This window comes from Haloferax elongans ATCC BAA-1513 (assembly GCF_000336755.1).
GTDB lineage: Archaea > Halobacteriota > Halobacteria > Halobacteriales > Haloferacaceae > Haloferax > Haloferax elongans.
This window is the reverse complement of record NZ_AOLK01000005.1, coordinates 88,362-106,236: the sequence shown is the minus strand read 5'-3', so window position 1 is coordinate 106,236 and position 17,875 is coordinate 88,362. Positions and strand designations below refer to the sequence as shown.

Sequence of the window (17,875 nt, the reverse complement as noted above, 5' to 3'; positions counted from 1 at the left end):
CACAAATATGCGGCATTTCGCTCAGCAGATCGAGGGCGTTGCGGTACGACTCATCGAGGTAAATCCGCAGACAATGCAGCGACAGGAGAGCGTAGTCGGCGAAGCCGCCACCCCCTTCGGGGGCGGCGACTTCGCCTCGGTCACCAACAACATTTTTAGCTAACGTGACCGCCTTCTTCGTGAAGCGGGAAATTTTCGACATAGAGCATCGGCGGTTTCCCGCTTCATCTTCCAAATTCTACCGGTCGAAACCGACGCCGTCTAGTGATTCACCAGAGCCGTTTCATGGCACCANAGGCCGATCTCCCCACAAATATGCGGCATTTCGCTCAGCAGATCGAGGGCGTTGCGGTACGACTCATCGAGGTGAATCCGCAGACAATGCAGCGACAGGAGAGCGTAGTCGGCGAAGCCGCCACCCCCTTCGGGGGCGGCGACTTCGCCTCGGTCACCAACAACATTTTTAGCCAACGTGACCGCTTTGCTCGTGAAGCGGGAGATTTTCGACATAGGCATCGACAGTCTTCCGCTTCAACTCCTTTGAATTAACGAACGAATTCGCCGCCGTCTAGTGATTCACCAGAGCCAAATTTTGTTAATGTAGTATGAAACTTAGGGGCTAACTCGAATAGCTTCGGTTCCTGATCCAGATTACCGAAACCAACACATCTGCGATAGCTGTGGGCTGGTCGTCGACGCGCTTGCGGCACTCACACGGTTCCGTGTCGAACTCGGCCACATGGAAGGCCCACTACAGCTGTGTGCGAGATGTAGTCCCGGTAGCCCAGCAACGTACTGGACTCGCGACCTCGAGGAACATATTGTCGAATCAGGACCTGCTATTCATCCGGAGTGACTCAGGTGATAGCTCCTGTGCGCCCTCAGAGATGGCATTAGAAGTTAGGAATTCGACGTTACAGTGGCTTTGAAACTGTGTCGCCAAATTGACGAAGTGTGATCTCTGATTCGGTGCGTCCTACGGCAGATTTTACGTGGTCAACGAACAGCATCCCCGTGACCTGCTTCGAATCAAGCACATCGTCTTGATCCTCCATGTATTCCCCATCCGCCCGTACATAGGCCATGTACTCAAGGAGCTCGCGCAATCCTTGTGCTGCATATGAAGAATTCGTGGTGTACTTCACCTCACCGACGAATACAGCATTTGGATTGGGACTGTCCCCGTCATAACGTTCGAGGACAATATCGGGACGTCCGCCCCACAGAGAATCTCGTCCAGTGATGTTGAAGAAATCATCAGCGATCTGTTGCCATCGGTCGAGGACGTGGACGGTCCGGAATAAGTAGCCGTCTTCGCTTGGACGGTCAATATCGGCGAGATTTTCCCTGAAGGAGAGCGCCGAACTGCCTGTCGAGTCGTGGTAGAGCACATAGCGGGAGTCGGCCGTTTCCCAAGACGCTACAACATCCGAGCCACCATCAAGGAGTTCGAATTGAACCGAGTCGTAACAATCGAGAATGCGAAATACCCAGTAGAGTTCGAACAGCGTCTCGGTCTGTTCCGGCCGGACGAAGGTGTTCTCGAGGAGTCGTTTTGCCTCAGTTGCATCGAGATTGTAATTCATCAATCGCCGATACCTGTCGAGCAGTATCGCCGCCTCTGAATACAGCGGGTTCCGGGACCGCTTTACCGACTGAAGCATCCGATCCGTTACCTCATGGTCTACAGGGCACTGTCTAGTTAACCTCCTGAGCTGGCGGTCGTCCGTTGAGCGACTGATGCGGTCGCTGAAAATTATAGTAATGAACGAACACTGCAAGCCACTGGCGGACGCTCAGCCGACTGCCCACCCACGAATTGTGGAAACGGTCAACTCTCATTTTGAACGTCTGAAACCACTTCTCAATCAGGTTTCGGTCTGTGTAGTCGACCCGACCGTTCACTCCTAATCGAGAGAAGGCAGTCCGATACCCAAAGGCATCAGCCAGAAACACTGTCTCTGAACAGTCGTGTTTCTCACAGACTCCGTGGAGAAACGCAGCTGCTGGATCGGTTCCATGACGCTTGAACAGCGCAACGTCAAAAATCACTTTTGTGTCGAGGTCTATTGCAGCGTACAACCAAGACCACTCACCGTTGATTTTGACAGCGGTCTCGTCGACTGCGACCCGCCTCGGCGTCGCCTTCGGCGGGTCTGAAACGCTGTCAGACAGTCGATGTACCCACTGAAAAACTGCTTGAAACGAGCGTTCTACGCCTAATAGCCGAAGAATCGATTCTGTCTCTCTGAGTGAAAGACCGGCAGCATGGAGTCGGACGGCGAACGCCCTGACGGGCGTCGCCGTCCGCTCCCGCTGCCAACATTCAAGCGTAGCGGTGTCTAAACTGTCTCTGAGCAGGTCTGAGAGTAGCATAGATCACTCACTCTTCGACCTGTTCGTTCCTTAACTAGACGGTGCCAATTATAATTTTATATATCTCTTCTTGATGAAGACTATATTGAAATTAGTATTGTAAGCTAAATTTGAAAACAGGAAGCCACCTTCAGGTACGAATTCGAAGAACTTGCCCCGTTTTCTCTGTCCTGACTCAGGTACAACACGGAGACTCCACTACGCGTGAAAGTGTCCTTCACTAGATTTATCAATTGATAATCTCTTTGCAGTGGCATGGAGTATAAGCCAGCCTCTTCTGTGTCTCCGACAGATCCCGGTGGACAGGCAGAATTAGACGTCTGGGGGCGATTGAAGGAAGCGTTTGATTCGTCTGACCGCGGCGTCATCTATCACCAATATCCCATTATTGATAAGACCGGACGGAAGTTCGACAAGAAGCCAGACTTCGTCATTTTCCATCAGGAGCTCGGGCTGGTGATTCTCGAGTGCAAGGGCTACACTATCGATCAGATTGACCGCATCACTGGCGAGACGTGGCACCTGCGCGGGATGTCGCAATCTCGCTCCACACCACTCGAGCAGGCACGGCGGCAGGGCTTTGCACTCCGCAAGTTCTTCATGGACGAACCAGAGCTCTTGGACGGTGGGCAAGTCGCAATCCCGATGAATCCGTTTGTTGTCCTTCCAAATATCACCCGCGAGGAATGGGAGGCACGCGGCTTTACGGGCCCAAGCGCCCCTCGCGTGCTGCTGGGTGATGAATTAACGCCAGTGGCACTCCGGGAGCAGCTCGATGCGATCCGCACGTTCGAACCGTTGACTCCAGTCGAATATGACACCGCACGTGCGGTCCTCAGCTGCGGGCAGGCAATCAGCGATGTCAGTATGTCGCCACCCGAAAATCCCGAGACTCGACGCGACTACTACGAGCACGTCACGAGTCAACTTGCGAAGTTCGATTTGAAACAAGAAAAGATCGGCATGCGGATCCCGCCTGGACCGCAGCAAATTCGAGGGATCGCTGGCTCCGGGAAGACCGTCCTTCTCGCGATGAAGGCAGCGAAAATGGCGGTCGATCACAAAGACTGGACCATCGCGCTGACGTTCCAAACAAAGAGTCTCTACGATCATATTACCGATCTCACGGAACGATTCTACAGGCGATTCTCGAATGGCCAATCGCTGGCGGAGAGTGACGCAGCCATCGAGATCATCCACGGGTGGGGTGGCCACACAACTGGCCCTGGTGTATACAAACGAATTGCAGAGGCAACACCAAACGCAACCTTCCGTTCGGTGACCGATGCGCGTGCAGAATTCGACCGTGGCACTGACCTCCAAGAAGCGGTGGCGGCTGAACTGCTTGAGACTGGCGACATCCCAGACCTCTTTGATGCGATTCTCGTCGATGAGGCACAGGACTTCGGCCCGTACTTCTTCAATATGTGTCTCGCTGCACTCGGCTCGTCCAACCGACTCATTTGGGGCTACGACGAGGCACAAAATCTCCACAGTTTGCGTGCCCCAAGCCCCAAGGAAATTTTCGGCGTTGACGACGACGGCGATCCTGTTGTTGACCTGAGCGGGTCGTATTCAAACGGGGTACAAAAAAGCCACATCATGCGGAAGTCCTACCGCGCACCCCGAGAGATTCTGCTGACTGCACACGTCCTTGGGATGGGACTACTCCGTGATGGGGGGCCCGTTCAAGCAATCACGCGGCAAGACGGCTGGGAAAACCTCGGCTATGACGTCGATGGTGACTTCCGGAAGACAGGGAGTCACGCCCGTCTGCAGCGGCCCGAAGCAAACTCACCACATCCACTCACCACGTTTGATACAGCTGGGCCATTCGTGTCGAGCGAAGCGTTCGACGATCCAGCTGCAGAACTCGACTGGGTCGTGGAACAGGTCGTCGCTGATGTTCGCGAGGAGGACCTCCCTCCAGAGCGTGTCCTCGTCATCCCGCTTGGGTTGGACGCAACGGATCGAGGCGAGCAACTCCAGTCGTTGCTGCGCGCCCATGATCTCGGGGCGACCTGTACGTGGGAAGGCGACAAAACTGAATTTTCGCGGCCGGGTGAGGTAACGATCTCGACAATTCATCGCGCGAAAGGAAATGAAGCTGCCTCGGTGTATGTGGTTGGGCTCAATAATGCAATCACAAACCCGTATCGCGGGCCTGTGCAGGCGCGAAACGAAGTGTTCGTGGCGCTCACGCGATCGCGGGCCTGGTGTACAATCACGGGGTGTACACACAACGATGAGGTCGGGATCATGGATGAGCTGCACACGATCATAGACATTGTTTCGTCGGAAACCCCAGTTGTCGAATTTGAGGTCCCCAGTCGGAGTTCCCTCAACCACGAGTTGGAAGAGGATACAGAGAACCTGACGGCGACGAATCTCACAGACTTCGCGTGAGCTCGGGCCGCGGCGGCAAAGCAGGCCGACACCTATCTCTTCGAGTCACCACTCGAGGCAGCGACGCTCAACGGCATCATCTGCACTGATGGCGTCCCAACGGACACAGACCAAGTGTCCCAAGTACACCACTGGGATACAGACTTTCTGAAGACGAGTTTCGAGTAGTACTGGAGCAAGCACTGCCGCTCCCGGTGGAAGCACGATAAAAGAAAGTTGAGGGGACCGGGAAGTTCCCGGTTAGTTAGCTATCGGAGTTAGTCGCGGCGGACTGCGAGGAGTGCCGCAGCGACGAGGGCGACGAGGGCCACAGCGATACCGAAGCCAGGCGTGCTGGATTCAGTGGTCTCTTCTGCGGGTTCCTCAGTCGCGGCTTCCGTAGCGGTTGCCGTGGCGGTTGCCGTGGCGGTTGCCGTCGGCGTCGCCGTTGCGGTTTCCGTAGCTTCCGTCGTCTCTGCAGGCGTGCTGGTCGTCTGCTCAGCAGCAGCACCAACGACGCCGTCAGCGGAGGCGTCCTCAGCAGAGCCGGAGTCGACGGAGACGGTCACTTCGAACGTGTCGTTCTCGTTCTGCTCGGAGAAGTCGAACGCGGACGAGAACGTTCCGTCAGCCTGGACGTAGGCCGTCGAGGTCTTCAGGAAGCGCGGCTGGGTGTCGCCGTCGGACTTCACGCGGACGGTGAGCGACGTACCGGGTGCGACCGAAGCCGTACCGGAGATGGTCTGCTCAGCAGCCGTCTCGACACCGAACTCGTCCTGGTCAAAGTCGAGCGTCGGCTCGACAACTTCGTACTCTGCGGAGGCGGACTCGCCGTCTTCAACGTCCGTCAGGTTGCCGTCTTCGAGGACGGTGAACGTCGCCTCGAATGCGTCGTCGTCTTCAACAGCGAACTGGTCGGAGCCGTTGTCGTAGTAGTCCGTACGCGAGGACGAGACGTCGTCGAGGTCGTAGGCGATGAAGTACGTGTCGTTGTCGCCGTCAGCGATGACNGATGACCGTGGCGCTGGAGCTGTTGATGCCCAGAACCTTCTCATCGCGGTTCGGACCAGGGTTGGTCTGCTCGACGGTGACGTTGAACTCCATACCCGTGAGGGTGTCGAAGTCCTTCGCGTCGAATGCGCCTTCGAGACCCGTAGCGGAAACCTGCTGGACGACGAAGTCGCCGTTGGCGACAGCGTCGGATTCCGTCAGGTTGCCGTTGTCGATGGCGTCGTAGACGTCTTCGGTCTCAGTGAGGTCTGCGCCNCTGCTGGACGACGAAGTCGCCGTTGGCGACAGCGTCGGATTCCGTCAGGTTGCCGTTGTCGATGGCGTCGTAGACGTCTTCGGTCTCAGTGAGGTCTGCGCCCGTCGGGGCCGTCCAGATCTTCTGAGACGTCGTGCTGCGTTCTTCGAGGACGAGCGTGCCGACGTTGTCGGCGCTGTCGTCGCTCGTCGAGACTTCGAGGTCGTAGTCACCAGCGTCGAGGACTTCACCAGCTGGGATGTCCGTCGTGATGTTGGACTGCTTGATGATGACGTCGTCGTCGCTGTCGTCAACATCGAAGGAGCTCGTCTTGTTCGGTGCGTACGTGTTGAACAGGAGGATAACCTCGCCGTCGTCGTTACCGTCTTCGACGGTTGCGTTCGCGGTGTAACCGAGGCTGTCGCCGCCGATCATGACGTCGACTTCGTCCGTGCCTTCCATGGTCACGGTGATCTCAGCGATGTCGCCAACCTGTTCGGTGACGACGGAGGTACCGAAGTTGGACGTGGAGTCCTTTGCCTTCGAGACCACAACGGTGTCAGTCGAGACGACTGCACCCGTGTCGAGGTCCGTCACTTCAACGGAGTAGTTACCGGCGTCCTGGGAGCTGAACGAGAAGTCAGCGTCACCCTGGCCGTCGAGGGTCAGGGACTGGTTGGCGACTTCGTCGTCGCCAGCGTCGAGGAGCTTGACTTTGACGTCGCGGCTGTCGGCGTTTGCCGAGACCGAGCCGTCAATCGAGTCTTCGTCCGTGACGTCGAGGTCGTCGAGGGATGCCTCGAGACCGAGGTCGCGGACCGTGATGTTCGTGGTGGAACCGTTGACGTCGACCGAGTAGTCAACAGTCTCGAGGTCGGACGTGTCAAGGAGGTAGACCGTGCTGTTCGTGCCGGTGGAACCGTCCTTGAAGTAGTTGACGTCGTCGTCGTTGTCTTCAACAACCACGTCGGCGTTAACCTTCGTCGCGTTGACAGCGACCGTCGAACCCTTGTAGACCGAGAAGTCAGAGTCGCCCTCGTCGAGCGTGGCTGCAGCGTACGTGATGTCGTACGTGCCAGCGTTCGAGATGCTGCTGCCCGTGGAGTTCTCGATGTTCTCCGAGAGCGTCAGCTCGAGGTCGTTGGACTTGACAATGGAGTCTTCACCAGCGCCGAGGTCGAGAAGGACACGACCGTCGGAGGTCTGGTAGACCGAGTAACCGCTCAGGTCCGACCCGTCGTCGGCGACCGAGAAGTTACCCGTGGTCAGGCTCGAGGCGTTGACTTTGTCGTTAAACGATACTTCAATGACCGCGTTAGAGCCGTTATAGAAGTGAACGGCGCTACCGGTCTGGTAGGTAAGGTCAGAGCTCGCAGCAGCGGCACTGCCCGTGAACGCGATGGACCCGGCAAAGACCGAGAAGACCATCAGCGCAGCGAGCAGGACTGCGCGAATCTGTTTATTACGTGTCATTGTTTAGAGATGTTTCTGCAAGCGGCGAAGCAGCTTTCGTCCCGAATACGCCCAGGGGTAGGTCAGGGCGTGGGGTTACTCGCTGATTTCACCTTGGGTAGGGGTACATGTCGGAAACAGTAGGTCGGTGGTAAATACTTTGTGTAATTACTTCGGATTTGGAATGTAATATTAGCAATATAATCACACGAAAAATGTTTTTGGTATGACACCAGAGTGCGATAGTCATTTGAGTCAGTCATTGGTTAAGACACGGTGTGACCAAATGGTACGATAAGCTTCTTGAGGGCCCTCAAACCGGGATTGACCTAAGCAACCTCAACTACGAAGAGCGAATGACTGTTCGCCAGATTGACGTGCAAGGGACGCAGGGACACGCTGCGAAAACATCCAAGGGGAAGTTCACGCGCGTAACATACATTGCTGGTGATGAAGTCGCTGCTGCCCGTCTCTTTATCGAGGAAAATCGAGCCATCCTCTCCGAGATGGACTTCTCAAAGAAGAACCGCTTGCAGACATCGCTAGATCGGTCAATACTCGATCTGATACTCCACGAGTTAGGTGAGCGGGTTGCGACGGTGTTTGAGTCTGTAGTGGTCGAAGAGCGCTCCGATGGGACAACCTGGATTCTCTCCCGCGACGTGTATGAAAACACACCTGACCGACGGTATTCAACTCGCACAGGTCGCGCAAAAGTGCCGGCAGGGGTTGGCCTCCGAGAACTCTTTGAATCGCTCCCGACTGGAACGATAGCAAGACAGGCATTGAACGACGAGCGAATACATGGCGACCCCACTCAATTGATGACGTTCTTCGCCGAAGCGTTCCCGTCTGAATGCACACTCGTTAAATCAGACACCGGGACGCTCTCCCTTGTGAAAACGGCTTCCAGTGTAACGGACGAAGAGTCGTGAGATCGATTGGGCCGCTAGTCAAACGTCATCCCGTAGCCCCACTCCTCGAGACACACTTCCGCTTCGTCGAGATGCTGTAACCCCACTTTCACTAACGCTTCACGAAGGTCGGTCAGTGAGACATTTTCTTCGAACTTGTCTTCGAGTTCGTGGAGTGCGTCCCGCTCTGCGACTTTTGTGTCCTTCTGCAAGAACAGCGGGACTCGGTCACGGCCATCTTGGACGCCGTCACGACGGAATTTGTATGGGATCTGGAATTGCTGCTGAGACTGTTGCGAATCACGCTCATCATCTTGTGGTGGTGCAGGATCGTCATTCTCAGCCGGGTGTTCCTGCACCGGTTGGGGCGTCGTGGATGTCGACTCGGCAGGCGAGTCGTCTGCGAATGGGTCTTCACCAGCTCCCTTCTTCATCCCCGTCATACAGTTAGCACCTCGTGGTCTACGTCGCCGGGTTCTGGTGGATTGGGTGCTTCGAGGCCAACCTGTTTTTCGAGATATCTCGCGAGTCGGTCGAACTGTGCGAGCGTCTCAATCTCGTAGTCGCGTCGACGAGAGCGGTGGTCGCGAACGTAGCTAAACGCCGAGCATTGCTCCATCCAACAGCCCTCCATGAGAGACGCCCGTTCGCTGATTATCTCCGGGATTGGGTAATTGATCTCGTCTAAGATTGTTCGCTGGTCGCGAGTATTTTTGAAGCCTGTTGGGACTGCAGCAAGGACGCCAACGTCGATCCCGAGTTGGTCTTCGAACCCTGCGACAAGTGCTTCGAGGCCTTCGACCGCTGCACGGCCTTTTGCACTCGGCTCGACAGGGATCACGAGTGACCGAGTCGCGTGAATCGCATTGTAGAGATGTGGTCCCTCAGTTGCTGGGGGGTCACAGATGAGGACATCGTATTCGTCCGGGACGCCCGCCTCACGGAGCACACGGAGCAACTGGGCATGCATTCCGAATGCCTCACCCATGGCCTCTGCTTGGTCCTTCTCACGCTGCAAAAACTCGGCCAGATCTGAGAGCATATTGTGCTCGGGGACGATATCGACGCCCTCTACAGTCTGAATGAGATCATTGAAATCCCCATTCGGGCGGCGAATCATGTGGCGAACCACGTTATCGACTGACTCTGTTCGCTGGTCATCGACACCAAAGAGTCGCGAGAGGTCTCCGTCCTGTGGGTCGAGTGGGACGACGAGCGGTTTTAGTCCTGCACGGGCGTGTGCGACAGCGAGGTTTGCCGCGGTGGTCGTTTTACCGACCCCACCCGCCTCACTGTAGGTCGAATACGTGAGCATACTGTGTTCATGAATTACATTCACCTTGAATCTTCTGTGAGTGTGCTCACCCCATTCATCAATTTTGTTCATTCATGAATTGTTCTAATGAACACAACCAATGAACATTTGCTGTGAACATAGCCAATGAACATTTTCTGTAGACACAGTCAATGAACATCTGGAATGAACATAGTCAATGAACAAATGCATAAACGGGTGATGATGCACATCAGAGTAGCCACAACTGCAATCTTAACGTCTTCTGTGAACTCTGATCTGACGTCCTTCCCCCCCCATCCCAATGAACATTTGGAGTGAACAATATCGATGAACAACATTCATGAACACACGTAATGAGTGTCGTTCAGTCAAACAGCTCGGCTGTGACAACCGATCCGGCAGCGCTTGGATGATGCCCAGACTGTGGCGAAGAAATCGAGCAAGCTCAGAAATCCTGTCTGAGGGGTTCCCGAAACAGATAAGTCATTATCGTAGTAATCATTATTTAGAGTATGACCTTCTATAACCGGGTAGATGAGTTGGACGCGCTTGCTTCTGCGTTCGAGTCTCCGGGATCTGATTTCGCCGTCGTTTACGGTCGCCGCCGTGTCGGAAAAACGGCGCTACTGAAGGAGTTCTGTGCTGACCGACCACACATCTACTTTCTTGCGGCTCAAGAAGCCGAGCATCGGCAGCGTGAGAAATTCGTCGAGAAGCTCGCAGCCTATTTCGACGAACGCGTCCCACGGATTGACGACTGGGACGAGGCCTTTGCGTACCTTGGAGAGAAGCTTCACGCCGAAGATCTGGTAGTTGTCATCGACGAGTTCCCGTATCTCGTTGAAGAAAACGGCTCTGTTCCCTCCTACCTGCAGGGGTTCGTCGATGAACAACTCCAAGAGACAGAGTCGATGCTGGTGCTCTGTGGGTCAAGTGTGAGCACGATGGAGTCAGAGGTTCTTGGACACGAGAGTCCGTTGTACGGACGGCGTACGGCACAACTCGATGTACAGCCATTCTCCTTCAAACAGGCGCGTGAGGCCATCGGGTACGATACTACAGACGCGATTCGTTCGTACGCGATTACCGGTGGCACACCACTGTACCTCACCCTGTTCGACTACGAATCCTCTCTCTCGGAGAACGTCCAGTCTCAAATCCTGTCGCCGACAGCGGTATTGTACAACGAGCCAGAGTTCTTGCTTCGGACGGAACTCCGGACGCCAGCCCGGTACATGAGTATCCTCGAAGCAGTAGCACTGGGACACACGACGCCGAACGAGATCTCCGGTGCGACGGGAATCGATTCGGGCCCACTATCGAAGTATCTGCAGACACTTCGACGCCTCCGACTGATCGACCGGGAAGTCCCTGTGACCGCGTCAGGAAAGAAGTCGAAGCGGTCACGGTACCATGTTGCGGATGAGTTTCTTCGATTCTGGTTCCGGTACGTCGAGCCGAATCGCTCCAGTATCGAAGAGGCACCGGAAGTCGTATACGACGGGACAATTGCGCCTGACCTGCCGACTCACGTCGCTACTACATTCGAAGACGTGTGCCAAGAAGCCGTCTGGGAAGGTATTCGGCGGGGGACTTTCGACCCATACTCGGCGGTCGGCCGCTGGTGGTACGGCGAAGATGAAATCGATATCGTCGGTCTCGCACCGGACGACGACCGGCTCCTACTCGCGGAGTGTAAGTGGACGTCAGAACCCGTCGGCGAAGCACTCGTTGAAAGCCTCCGGGCGAAGGCAGCGAACGTTCGGTGGGGGCTAGGCGACCGAGAGGAGCGCTTCGCGCTCTTCTCGAAGAGTGGATTCGTCGATGGTCTCGAAGATGATCTCTCCGAAAAGTGGTCTCTGTTAGACCTCACGGAGATTGACAAATTGCTATCGCCTGAACGAGACTGACAAGATACCTAGCGCCTGACCCCCTCCCGAGCCTAGTTCTGTTTGACCTCCTCCCGCGCCTAAAGTCGCGGGAATCCCACCATGGAATTTCAGGCCGAGCGCGGCCCTAAGGTTTCAAGACGCGTACGTTCCAAGCGTCTCTTGCTGGGTGTCAGCATCGGCTTGGCTGTCTTGTGGGACGGTCAAACGTCCCCCTTCCTCAGCCGAGTCATCGCCACTCGTGTGTTCTCTTGAATGGCTCTCTCCGCTGAGGTAGCGGTCTGCAATATTGAGCGCGGCGTTAACGTCTGCTTGGTACTCCGAAACCCAACACGCCGAGTTGGAACACTTGAACGTCGCCTGCTTCGGACGGTAGCCCGTCTCTCCGCAACAGTGGCACGTCTTCGAGGTATACGAGGGGTTCACTGTCTCCACACGAATCCCTTTCTCAGCCGCCTTGTAGCGAATCTGAGCGTGCATCTTCGCAAATCCCCATCCGTGAAGGCGACGGTTCATGAACGCGCCGTAATCCATGTTCTCACGGATGTGAGTCAAGTCTTCGAGTACCAACACGGGGTTCTCGAATTGGTCGGCGTAGGCGACGACCTCTGACGTGACCGTGTGAAGGATGTGGTCAATGTGCCGCCACAGCTCGTCACCGTAGGATTCAGCGATACGTTCGCTTCCGCGTTGCTGAAGGCGTCGGGTCGCCGTGAAGTACGTCTCACGGAGTTGTCGAACCGCCTTGCCTTCGTCGTTCCAGAGGTTGGGAGCAGTCGGGGAGCCGCGCTCGTCACGGTGACACACCGTTAACAAAGAGGCTTCCCCGATGTCTACCCCAATCGGCGTCTCCGCCGAACTGGTTTCTCGCTCCTCCACGTCTCGCGTGGCGACGATGTGGAAGTACCATTCGCCGTCACGGTCGAACAACCGACATTTGCCCATCTTCGCGTCCCCCGCGTGCAACGCTTCCAACCACTCCCGCTGTTCGGGATTCGGTTGCGCGGGCAACCAGAGGTGGTAGTCGTCGTGGTGCGGGATTTTGACGTACCACTCGATGGCGTTCTGTGGCTTGTGGTCGAGCTTCGGGCCTTCGTTCGTGAACCGAACGGGGTGGTCGTCGTGAAGCTCCTTCGCGTCGTAGCTTCCACCACAGAGTTGTGGGACGTACTTCTTGAGCGCGTTCTTCGCGTACCCACTCAGGTCGTAGTTGACAACCACGTCGTTCGCCGCCGACTGTGTGGTACAGTTAGCGTTGAACGCGGCTTCAAGGGCGTCTTGGTACGCCTGTTTCGTCTCACAGAGTTTCCGATGCTTGTGGGCGTTCGGTTCCACGAGCTTCAGTTCCAGCGTCTCGGTGAGTTCGGTCACTGTTCGTCCTCCTCGTGACGCTGGATGTACTTCTCGACAGTCTCACTCGAAACGTGGCCCGCCGTGCCTGCGTAGTAGCCTCGCGTCCACTTGATTTTCTCGCCGTCGTGGTCGGCGTGGCGATGGTTGTATTTCCGCGAACTGATGCCTTTGAACCAGTTGGCGAGAAGTGACGGGGCGTGTTTCGGCGGGCTACTGACGAACAGGTGAATGTGGTCTGGTTGGACGGTGAGGTCGATAATCTCCAACCCTTTCTCGTCGGCTATTTCGTGGAGGATGTCTCGCACACGAGTCGCAACGTCACCGACGAGTACCGACCGACGGTACTTCGGTATCCACACTATGTGGTAGTTGAGGTTGTACGTTGCGTGCCGTGTGGTCTTCATCCGAACTACACACTATGTCTTTGTGGTGTCTAAAAACCATCGTACACGGTGGGAAATCCAGCCGTGCTATCGTCGGTGGTTGTGTACGCTATTGTCCGCTTGACCCGCGCCTGAAGACGCGGGTATGCGCTCGCACTATGTATCAAGTCGAAATACAAAGGTCCAGCTGACGAAAGTCAGTGACCTACGACGCAGTTGTGGCTGTCCGCTTTGGCGCTGTGGACGACTTCCTACAACAACCCCGACAGAGGCAGCCGTATTACTGGAAACAGTGGTGTTGGCGGCCCTCGTTCAACGTGGCGGGGTCCAAGCCTTCCCTGAGAAACTCACTGACGGCAACAAGGAGTGGACAGAAACACAGGTGTACTCGAAAAAGGATTAACCAACACAACACGGGCGGGAGGTTTGTGTTGGTTAACAACAGTTGAGTGCAGACGTCTGACGAGCGTCAGACCCCACCATTTCCACTAATACACGTACATGTTTCACGGAGGCGGTGTTGATCGCACCCCTCTCCCCCCACTATTTCCAGTAAAACAGGCGCCGAAGCACTCCGCAGCTACCGCTGAACATATTTCCATACCAAAACAGCACCACACAAACTTTCGCCTAGGTCTCCTACGGACTAGCTTTCCCGCCATCAATATAAACTTTCCCGTTATTTATAGTTCTCTCTGTGAAGGTGCCTACCCTTGCGCGGTTCTTTACTGGAAATAATGGGGAGGGGGTGTTCCGACCCGTCTGTGACCACTCCCCCGACGACGGCTGTCGATTTTGTCGCGCCGGATTTATACTGGAAACGATGGTACGGGTTCTATTTATAAAGAACCGTATACTGGAAATACTGGAACCGGGTGGTGTGTGATTCTCGTGACAACTCGAGACGAGATTTCCCTCGTTTACTGGAAATAGTGGGGTGCTGTATCGCAAGGGAGTGATCCCACCATTACTGGAAACGGTGGGGTGTGAGAGGTGTATTGTCTCTCGAATCCGCCGTGTTGTGACCACGAGATAGCTAAATCGGCTGGTTCGCACTATACTGGAAATGGTGGGGTCTGAACTGTATAGTGGAACAGCCACTACGTGGTGGTTATACTGGAAATAGCGGAAATGGTGGTCGAAACAATTATGATTCCTTGGTGACTCACTCGCGTACATATGACTCCTCGCTTTCAGCCGGACGATACGCTCTACAAACGACGAAATACGCTCAAAGTGGAGTACGTCCCAGACGATATCGTTGGTCGAGACAACGAAATCGAGGAGTACGAGGCGGCGTTGCAGCCGATCATCAACGGTGAGTACCCCGACAATATCTTCATTTATGGGAAGACGGGTGTTGGGAAGACGGCCGTCACGAACTTTTTATTGAATGAATTGCAGGACTCGGCAGCACACTTCGACGTTGACCTGTCTGTAATCTCGTTGAATTGTGATGGACTGAGCACGAGTTACCAGGCGGCGATCAGTCTCGTGAATACGCTCCGTGATCCTGAACACCATATCGCCGAAACTGGTCACCCCCAGTCGAAGGTCTACCGTCTCCTATGGAACGAATTGAACAAACTCTCGGGGACCGTGATCATCGTCCTCGACGAGATCGACCACATTACTGACGACACTTTCCTCTATCAGATCACGCGCGCGGACAACAATGGGTACATCGAGAATATCCAACTCGGGTTGATCGGGATCAGTAATGATTCGACGTTCCGTGAACAGCTCGACGCAAAGGTGCAGTCGTCTCTCTGTGAAACCGAGATCTCGTTTCCCCCATACGGAACTGAAGAACTCCAGAAGGTCCTCGACCAACGGGCCGACATCGCGTTCCACCAGAGCGCGCTCGAGGATGGGGTAATTCCACTTTGTGCGGCCCTCGGGCGCCAAGATGGTGGGGATGCACGACGAGCGATCACTCTTCTCCGGAAAGCCGGTGACCTCGCTCGCACCGAGAATGCCGAAGCAGTGACGACCGACCACGTCGAACGCGCCCAGGAGAAACTCGAGGCCCAACAGAGCATGGATATCATGCGGGACCTCACCGAACACGAGCAACTCACCCTCTATGCGCTGACCACCCTCGCGGCTGAAAACGCAACGCCTGCGCGCTCACGCGTGGTGTATCAACGGTACAAAGAACTCTGCGAGTTCCAGAATCGAGACCCACGGACGGCACGCCGCATGCGAAGTTTCCTTTCTGACTTCGAGATTCTCAACCTGACGCTCTCGGCGATGGAACACCGCGGACAGGACGGCGGTACGTATCGCGAACACCAACTCAATCGCGACATCGCAACCGTCGTCGACGCACTCCAGACGATTATCAGTGACTTCGGCGCCCACCGCAGTATCATCGAGTATCTCCCCGACTCCGGTGAAGAGTTCGCGCCGATGTGACATTCTCTTGTGGGTTCTGCTGCTTCTCGTTTGACACTGAGCGTGGTGACTTGACCAATATGGACGTCTACAGAGGAAACAAGGCGAGTGCCTCGGGGCTTGACCCCGAGGGTGAAGCCGACACTTAGACGTGTTCTGTCCGCTCGATGTACCGCTCAATCGTTCCCGTTGAGACTGTTCCTGCCGTTCCAATGTAGTACGACCGTTCCCAGAATCCACCACCCCACAAATACTCCTCTAAGAACGACTCGTGCTGTTCCCACATCTCCCGCGCCGTGATGCTCTTGACAGTCCGTGCAATCTCGCTCGGCGCGTGTTTCGGGTGGGCGGAGAGGAACAAATGTACGTGGTCGGGAGAGATGTGGAGCGACAGTATCTCGTAATCATACTCGTCACACACGTCGCGGAAACTCGTTTCCAACGAATCCTCGATGGGTTCGAGAATCGCGTGACGGTACTTCGGACACCACACGAAGTGGTAGTTGACGTTGTACACTGTGTGATTCGACTGCTTCTCACCCATATCGAACCCACTCCACCAACACAGTTAAGTATATACAAAGGATATACGAAAGTATGGCGAATCGCTTTGAAATCGACGGCGAGGAAGTTCTCGACGGTGAAGTCAAACCGTTCGGGAATAGTGCCCACGTCACCGTCCCTAAACGCTGGCGTGGGGCCGACGTGAAAGTCGTCCGAACCTCAGAACCCACCGAACAAGACGAAGAATGACCGACTCACAGGCTCTCGTCAAGACTCTGGACTTCCAACTCAACATCCAGAGTGACAACGAGAGCCTGTTGTACGACGCCACGCTTGAAGCCCGCTCGGTGTACAACGAAACCACCCGTCTCGCCAAAGAAGGTGTGGACTGGAACGCGATTCCCGACCGCGTAGCCGACGACGCCAACCTCGTGAAAAACACGACTCAGCGCGTTGTCGCCAAGGCTCTCGGAGCGATGGAGAACTACTACGAGTACGACGACTTCGGACTCCCCAGTCACACCAAGGGTGGTTCGTACCCGCTTCGTGCGAACTACGAGGAGGGGTACAACCTGTCGCTCACCGACGATGGCGACGTGGCGTTCCGAATCAGCGCGAAACCGTACAAGCACGTCAAGGGCGTCCTCAAAGGGAGTGACGCTCACCTCGACATTCTCAAGATCGCGCTCGAAAACGACGAGTGGAAGATTGGGACGGCGGAAGCCCTGTTCCACAACGACAACGCCGAACTACACGTTAACGTTACCAACACCGAGCAGACCGTGCGAGACAAGCACGACTCGCGGACGGTCGTCGGCGTGGATGTGAACGAGGACAACGTGGCTCTCACCGCTCTCTCAGAGGATGGTGTCGAAGACACGTTGGTTATCGACTTTCCCGAAATCAAGTTCGAGCGCCACCGCTACTTCACGATGCGAAAGCGTGTTCAGAACGCGGGGAAAGACAGCATCCACGACACACTCGAAGGGCGTGAAGAACGGTTTGTCCGCGACCGACTCCACAAGGTAAGCCGTCACATCGTGGAGTGGAGCCGTCAGTTCGAGAAGCCGTGCATCGTCTTTGAAGACCTCAAAGAGATGCGCGACAGTATCGACTACGGCACGCGGATGAACCGACGGTTGCACCACCTTCCCTTCCGCGCCCTCCAGTTCTATACATCGTACAAGGCGTCGTTCGAGGGTATCCCGACTGCGTGGATTAACCCCGAATACACTAGCCAGCGGTGTCCGATGTGCGGACACGCCGAGCGTGCGAACCGCAACAAGAAGCGGTTCAAGTGCAAGTCCTGTGGGCATCAAGACCACAGCGACCGTGGTGCAAGCGTCAACATCGCCGTGAAAGGCGTGAAGAAACTCGATTGGAATGTGCCTGCTCTCAACAGCCTTCCCGTTGTTCGGAAGGTGCGACGGCAGGCATCGGGGCTTGTGGACAGCCCGACCGTGACCCACCCGACCGCCCGAGGCTATCAGGCCGATGGTCAGGTGGGAGTATCTGATTAAACCACGGGAAGAAGCCTCGGGGCTTGACCCCGAGGCGGTTCACGTGCGGTTTCACCGTTCCCGGAAGCCAGGTGTCGATAGACGCCGTCACCGGGCCGTCGATGTCTCAAGTCGTTGTGCCCCAAAATCGTCCGTTCCAGTCTCCGATACGTTATCGCT

The 17,875-nt window shown here is 55.7% G+C and carries 15 protein-coding genes and 3 pseudogenes; 7 read left to right on the top strand and 11 right to left on the bottom strand.

Annotated elements, in window-relative coordinates:
• Positions 1 to 202, bottom strand: a pseudogene (locus C453_RS19415) (IS5/IS1182 family transposase); the annotation flags it as partial.
• 95 nt (positions 203 to 297) lie between these two features.
• Positions 298 to 510, bottom strand: a pseudogene (locus tag C453_RS01300) (IS5/IS1182 family transposase); the annotation flags it as partial.
• 130 nt (positions 511 to 640) lie between these two features.
• Between C453_RS01300 and C453_RS20620 the strand changes: the two are divergent.
• A pseudogene (locus tag C453_RS20620) lies at positions 641 to 856 on the top strand (DUF7558 family protein); the annotation flags it as partial.
• Positions 857 to 914: 58 nt separating this feature from the next.
• On the opposite strand, the gene C453_RS01295 reads toward C453_RS20620, so the two are convergent.
• Positions 915 to 1,664: a hypothetical protein gene (locus C453_RS01295; RefSeq protein WP_152417985.1), complete on the bottom strand. Its 750-nt coding sequence runs from the start codon at positions 1,662 to 1,664 to the stop codon at positions 915 to 917.
• Positions 1,665 to 1,698: 34 nt separating this feature from the next.
• Entirely contained in the window at positions 1,699 to 2,376 is a 678-nt protein-coding gene (locus C453_RS01290; RefSeq protein WP_008322181.1) for an IS6 family transposase, read from the bottom strand.
• A gap of 255 nt (positions 2,377 to 2,631) precedes the next feature.
• Between C453_RS01290 and C453_RS01285 the strand changes: the two genes are divergently transcribed.
• Positions 2,632 to 4,782 carry an NERD domain-containing protein gene (locus tag C453_RS01285; RefSeq protein WP_049907403.1) on the top strand — a complete coding sequence of 717 codons (2,151 nt, stop codon included), beginning with the start codon at positions 2,632 to 2,634 and terminating at the stop codon, positions 4,780 to 4,782.
• A gap of 257 nt (positions 4,783 to 5,039) precedes the next feature.
• Here C453_RS01285 and C453_RS20790 read toward each other — a convergent pair whose 3' ends face one another.
• Complete coding sequence (locus C453_RS20790) at positions 5,040 to 5,816, bottom strand: BGTF surface domain-containing protein (protein ID WP_008322179.1); 777 nt, start codon at positions 5,814 to 5,816, stop codon at positions 5,040 to 5,042.
• Between the two features lie 194 nt (positions 5,817 to 6,010).
• The gene (locus C453_RS20785) at positions 6,011 to 7,480 is read right to left on the bottom strand and encodes a DUF7827 domain-containing protein (RefSeq protein ID WP_008322177.1); all 1,470 of its coding nucleotides are present in this window, start codon (positions 7,478 to 7,480) and stop codon (positions 6,011 to 6,013) included.
• A 257-nt stretch (positions 7,481 to 7,737) separates the two neighbouring features.
• Between C453_RS20785 and C453_RS01270 the strand changes: the two genes are divergently transcribed.
• Positions 7,738 to 8,394 (top strand): hypothetical protein, encoded by a 657-nt coding sequence (locus C453_RS01270; protein ID WP_008322176.1) that lies wholly within the window; start codon positions 7,738 to 7,740, stop codon positions 8,392 to 8,394.
• Positions 8,395 to 8,408: 14 nt separating this feature from the next.
• On the opposite strand, the gene C453_RS01265 is transcribed toward C453_RS01270, so the two are convergent.
• Positions 8,409 to 8,816 carry a hypothetical protein gene (locus C453_RS01265; protein WP_008322175.1) on the bottom strand — a complete coding sequence of 136 codons (408 nt, stop codon included), beginning with the start codon at positions 8,814 to 8,816 and terminating at the stop codon, positions 8,409 to 8,411.
• Positions 8,813 to 9,688 (bottom strand): ParA family protein, encoded by an 876-nt coding sequence (locus C453_RS01260; protein ID WP_008322174.1) that lies wholly within the window; start codon positions 9,686 to 9,688, stop codon positions 8,813 to 8,815. The genes C453_RS01265 and C453_RS01260 overlap by 4 nt, the downstream gene beginning before the upstream one ends.
• Positions 9,689 to 10,182: 494 nt before the next feature.
• Here C453_RS01260 and C453_RS01255 point away from each other — a divergent pair, with 494 nt between their 5' ends.
• Complete coding sequence (locus tag C453_RS01255) at positions 10,183 to 11,580, top strand: ATP-binding protein (protein ID WP_008322173.1); 1,398 nt, start codon at positions 10,183 to 10,185, stop codon at positions 11,578 to 11,580.
• A 114-nt stretch (positions 11,581 to 11,694) separates the two neighbouring features.
• Here the strand turns inward: C453_RS01255 and C453_RS01250 are convergent, their stop codons facing one another.
• The gene (locus C453_RS01250; RefSeq protein ID WP_008322172.1) at positions 11,695 to 12,930 is read right to left on the bottom strand and encodes an RNA-guided endonuclease InsQ/TnpB family protein; all 1,236 of its coding nucleotides are present in this window, start codon (positions 12,928 to 12,930) and stop codon (positions 11,695 to 11,697) included.
• Entirely contained in the window at positions 12,927 to 13,316 is a 390-nt protein-coding gene (tnpA, locus tag C453_RS01245; protein WP_008322171.1) for an IS200/IS605 family transposase, read from the bottom strand. The genes C453_RS01250 and tnpA (C453_RS01245) overlap by 4 nt, the downstream gene beginning before the upstream one ends.
• A 1,158-nt stretch (positions 13,317 to 14,474) precedes the next feature.
• On the opposite strand from tnpA (C453_RS01245), the gene C453_RS01240 reads away from it, so the two are divergent.
• A complete protein-coding gene (locus tag C453_RS01240) occupies positions 14,475 to 15,713 on the top strand; it encodes an orc1/cdc6 family replication initiation protein (RefSeq protein WP_008322170.1) in 1,239 nt (412 codons plus the stop codon).
• A gap of 124 nt (positions 15,714 to 15,837) precedes the next feature.
• Here the strand turns inward: C453_RS01240 and tnpA (C453_RS01235) are convergent, their stop codons facing one another.
• Positions 15,838 to 16,236: an IS200/IS605-like element ISHel2 family transposase gene (tnpA, locus tag C453_RS01235; RefSeq protein ID WP_008322169.1), complete on the bottom strand. Its 399-nt coding sequence runs from the start codon at positions 16,234 to 16,236 to the stop codon at positions 15,838 to 15,840.
• Between the two features lie 53 nt (positions 16,237 to 16,289).
• On the opposite strand from tnpA (C453_RS01235), the gene C453_RS19400 reads away from it, so the two are divergent.
• Positions 16,290 to 16,445 carry a DUF2080 family transposase-associated protein gene (locus C453_RS19400; RefSeq protein WP_007540613.1) on the top strand — a complete coding sequence of 52 codons (156 nt, stop codon included), beginning with the start codon at positions 16,290 to 16,292 and terminating at the stop codon, positions 16,443 to 16,445.
• A complete protein-coding gene (locus tag C453_RS01230) occupies positions 16,442 to 17,716 on the top strand; it encodes an RNA-guided endonuclease InsQ/TnpB family protein (protein WP_008322168.1) in 1,275 nt (424 codons plus the stop codon). The genes C453_RS19400 and C453_RS01230 overlap by 4 nt, the downstream gene beginning before the upstream one ends.
• Positions 17,717 to 17,875: the final 159 nt, after the last annotated feature.

Bases quoted from the DNA above. Each gene is read 5' to 3' on its own strand.
- C453_RS01295 (WP_152417985.1), bottom strand. From the start codon at position 1,664: ATGCTTCAGTCGGTAAAGCGGTCCCGGAACCCGCTGTATTCAGAGGCG.
- C453_RS01290 (WP_008322181.1), bottom strand. From the start codon at position 2,376: ATGCTACTCTCAGACCTGCTCAGAGACAGTTTAGACACCGCTACGCTT.
- C453_RS01285 (WP_049907403.1), top strand. From the start codon at position 2,632: ATGGAGTATAAGCCAGCCTCTTCTGTGTCTCCGACAGATCCCGGTGGA.
- C453_RS01265 (WP_008322175.1), bottom strand. From the start codon at position 8,816: ATGACGGGGATGAAGAAGGGAGCTGGTGAAGACCCATTCGCAGACGAC.
- C453_RS01260 (WP_008322174.1), bottom strand. From the start codon at position 9,688: ATGCTCACGTATTCGACCTACAGTGAGGCGGGTGGGGTCGGTAAAACG.
- C453_RS01255 (WP_008322173.1), top strand. From the start codon at position 10,183: ATGACCTTCTATAACCGGGTAGATGAGTTGGACGCGCTTGCTTCTGCG.
- tnpA (WP_008322171.1), bottom strand. From the start codon at position 13,316: ATGAAGACCACACGGCACGCAACGTACAACCTCAACTACCACATAGTG.
- C453_RS01240 (WP_008322170.1), top strand. From the start codon at position 14,475: ATGACTCCTCGCTTTCAGCCGGACGATACGCTCTACAAACGACGAAAT.
- tnpA (WP_008322169.1), bottom strand. From the start codon at position 16,236: ATGGGTGAGAAGCAGTCGAATCACACAGTGTACAACGTCAACTACCAC.
- C453_RS19400 (WP_007540613.1), top strand. From the start codon at position 16,290: ATGGCGAATCGCTTTGAAATCGACGGCGAGGAAGTTCTCGACGGTGAA.
- C453_RS01230 (WP_008322168.1), top strand. From the start codon at position 16,442: ATGACCGACTCACAGGCTCTCGTCAAGACTCTGGACTTCCAACTCAAC.